This window comes from Gilliamella sp. B2911 (genome assembly GCF_026536965.1).
Taxonomy (GTDB): domain Bacteria; phylum Pseudomonadota; class Gammaproteobacteria; order Enterobacterales; family Orbaceae; genus Gilliamella; species Gilliamella apicola_E.
In genome coordinates, this window is sequence record NZ_JAFNNA010000025.1 from 1 (window position 1) to 3,417 (window position 3,417).

Annotated in this window: 2 protein-coding genes; both read right to left on the bottom strand. The window is 41.8% G+C overall.

Features of this window, described 5'->3' with window-relative positions; genetic code table 11:
• Positions 1 to 67 precede the first annotated feature (67 nt).
• A complete protein-coding gene (locus tag J3U27_RS11520; protein WP_267377500.1) occupies positions 68 to 1,387 on the bottom strand; it encodes a hypothetical protein in 1,320 nt (439 codons plus the stop codon).
• Positions 1,388 to 2,317: 930 nt separating this feature from the next.
• The coding region (locus J3U27_RS11525) for a hypothetical protein (protein ID WP_267377502.1) at positions 2,318 to 3,417 on the bottom strand (1,100 nt) is incomplete at its 5' end.

Consider the following 3,417-nt stretch of genomic DNA (forward strand, 5'->3'; position numbering starts at 1 on the left):
AATCACCTAATACTATTTTTTATCACTCCAACCCCCGCCCTAAGGATTAAGGACGAAGAAATAAAAACTAAGGATGGGAGCAAAGCCCGTAGTCGGCGTTGTCGGTGTAGTTCCACGTCACGTCACCGTAGTTTGTGCCCACGACAAACTGGGTACTACCACCCGGGTCACTAGTCCAGTACCAAGTGTAGTTGAAGCCAACGCCTGAATAATAATCCATTGTGCCCCACTCCGAGAAAAAGCCAGAACCTATATGACGCATATAATGACGACCCGGCGAGGAAGGGGGGGCGCCGATGGATATAGGGTTACCATTCCAATCACGAGATGCATTAGTTAAATCCTTTACGCGAGGCACTTGATAACCAATACGATTACACCAAGATAATGTATTAGAATAATTTTTATACACAGAACCACGGTGGACGAACCACTGCTTCAAAGTAAAACCATATTTGACGACTGGAGCACCATTACTATCACGACCGACCAACTCGAAGGTCTGAGGCAAAGAAATAGTGGGAAGACGACTAGGAGTGGATGAACTTTGCTGGGATGGGGTAGCGTAAGGACCCGTTAAAGTAACACGTACGCTTGTAGCAGTAGGATTAGACATTGTGACTGTGATACCTCCCTGAGAAACTGGAGACCAAGACAATGGCTGACTACTACCACTAATGAGTAAATCAAAGTACAATCCATTAGCGCCAGTAGTAGGAAAGTTTCTACCGTAAGAGGATGGGCCAGTTGACTGAGGGATAAAACCATTACGAGGGTCCCACATTGAAGCTGGGCCAGCATTATTACCTGTACCGTAAATCAAATTAGGTCTGGCAAAACAAACCACAGGCGAAGCCTTAGGATTGACGTAATAAGTCACGCTACTTTCACGGAAAGTACTACGATTAGGAACGCCGTAACGAGTAGATAATGTACCGTTAGTACTAGATAACTTAACTTTATAAGGTGCATTACAAACTGTTAGCACTGAATTACGTGATACTGACTGACCTCTTTTATCGACGATAGATAAACTTAAAGAACCTGTAGCAGTAACGCCAGAATCACCATCATCATCACCCCAATAATTATTAGGAGGACCGATAAGTGTACTTAAATCGACTGAATTAGTATCAGTAGGAACGAACATACCAATATCAGCAAAACTCTGACCCTCAACCGGCAAGACGATTGGAGTTGTAGATGATGAATTGTTAGAAGGCGTGTAATTAGCTCCGTTAGATAGTGTAATCCCAAGCAGACCATTAGTATCAACTGCACGAGTACGACCACCGTCGAAAGTCAGATAAGGCGGAGTACCCTGTATCTGATTTGCTGTTGTCTGTGATGTCAATGCGTGACCCGAAAAAGGAAGGAAAAAGACCACGAAAAAAACAATCTGCCGGGATAATTCGGAAAAGGATCGAAAACTGGATCCGAAAAAGGATCGCGAAAAGGATCTGAAAATGGATCCGGAAAACGATCGGAAAAAAGATCGAGAAGAGGATCGCGGAAGCGATCGCGCGAAAATTCGCAGAATTTCACTTGATTGAGTAGAAAAATAAGCTTCAGTGAAAAATTTAAACTGGGTGCTGGACTTAGACGAATTTAAAAGATAGGTTGGCCATGTTGCCTGTTGCCTGTTGCCTGTTGAAAATTATAATGCATATGTGACAATCCTGTCAAGTAATTTTTTGATTAATTTACAATTTTATACTTTTCTGTTAAATTTTAGCCTCGTAGCTAAAACCGTGTAAAAAGTATAGTGATTGGAAAAACACGATGCAACACTTTTTTTCGCTCATTTACGTTAACTTTTGTAAATCGGATCTAAAAATGATCTAAATTATAATTGGTTAATTTATGTTTTAATTAGAGATATTGCAATTACAAATCTTTAAAATTAGAGCGATTGATCCTCGAAAATTTTAATTTAGGGCTTTGAATTAGAAATTTAGTAAGTCTGATCATTTAAAACTTTTTAAGTGAAATTTAAAAACCCAAAAACCCCGTTCCTCAACTTTTTTGATGGAAAAATAGAACTACTAAAAAGCGCCACAGTTAAAGCGGAATTATTTACTTGAGGCAACATTGCAGAATTTAAAACCCCAAAAACCCCACTCCTCAAATTTTTTTGCGATAAAAAACCTCAAAAATAAACCCGCCGAGGCGGGTAATTGAATTGCCGCTTAGCCGCAAAATCGCTTTTTATGGCTAAACGACGTTGACTCCTTGAGTCAGCTTACTTTTAATCACCTAATACTATTTTTTATCACCCCCGCCCCCGGCCTAAGGATTAAGGACGAAGAAATAAAAACTAAGGATGGGAGCAAAGTCCGTTGTCGTCGCGGTAGGTGTTGGCCCAACCCGCGTAACCGTCGCGAGTGTTCACGAGAAACTGGCTACTACCATGCGGGTCACTAGTCCAGTACCAAAAGCCGTCGAAGCCAACGCCTGAGTAAGTGGGCATATCACCCCACTCAGTGAAAAAACCAGCATCTATATGACGCATGTAATGATTACTCGGCGAGGAAGGGGTGGCGCCGACTAAACCACGACACTCATATTCGTTAGGGGAGCCTGTCGGACAAGATGCATTGGTTAAATCCTTTACCTTCGGAAGGCGATAACCAAGACTATTACACCAAGATAAGGTATTAGGATAAGTGTCCTCCTTAGAACCTCGGTGGACGAACCACTGCTTCAAAGTAAAACCATATTTGACGACTGGAGCACCATTACTATCACGACCGACCAACTCGAATGTCTGAGGCAAAGTAGGTTTAGAAATAGGACCAGGATTTCTAGAACTATGCTGGGATTCAGTAGCGTAAGGACCAGTTAAAGTAACGCGTACGCGTGTAGCTGTAGGATTAGACATTGTGACGGTGATACCACCATGAGAAACTGGAGACCAAGACAATGGCTGACTGACACCACTAATAAGTAAATCAAAGTACAGTTTGTTAGCACCAGTTGTAGGAAAGTTTCTACCGTAAAGTGATGGCTCAGTTGACTGAGGGATAAAACCATTAGCAGGGTCCCACATCGAAGCTGAGCCAGCAAGATTACCTGTACTGTAATTCAAATTAGGTCTGACAAAACAAACCACCGCCGAAGCCTTAGGATTGACGTAATAAGTCACGCTACTTTCACGGAAAGTACTACGATTAGGAAATCCATAACGAGTTGATAATGTACCGTTAGAACTAGATAACGTAACCTTATAAGGTGCATTACAAATTGTTGGCACGGTACTACGTGATACAGACTGACCTCTTTTATCGACGATAGATAAACTTAAAGAACCAGTAGCAGTAACGCCAGAATCTCCATCATCATCACCCCAATAATTATTAGGAGGACCGATAAGAGAACTCAAAGCGACTGAATTTGTATCAGTAGGAACGAACATAC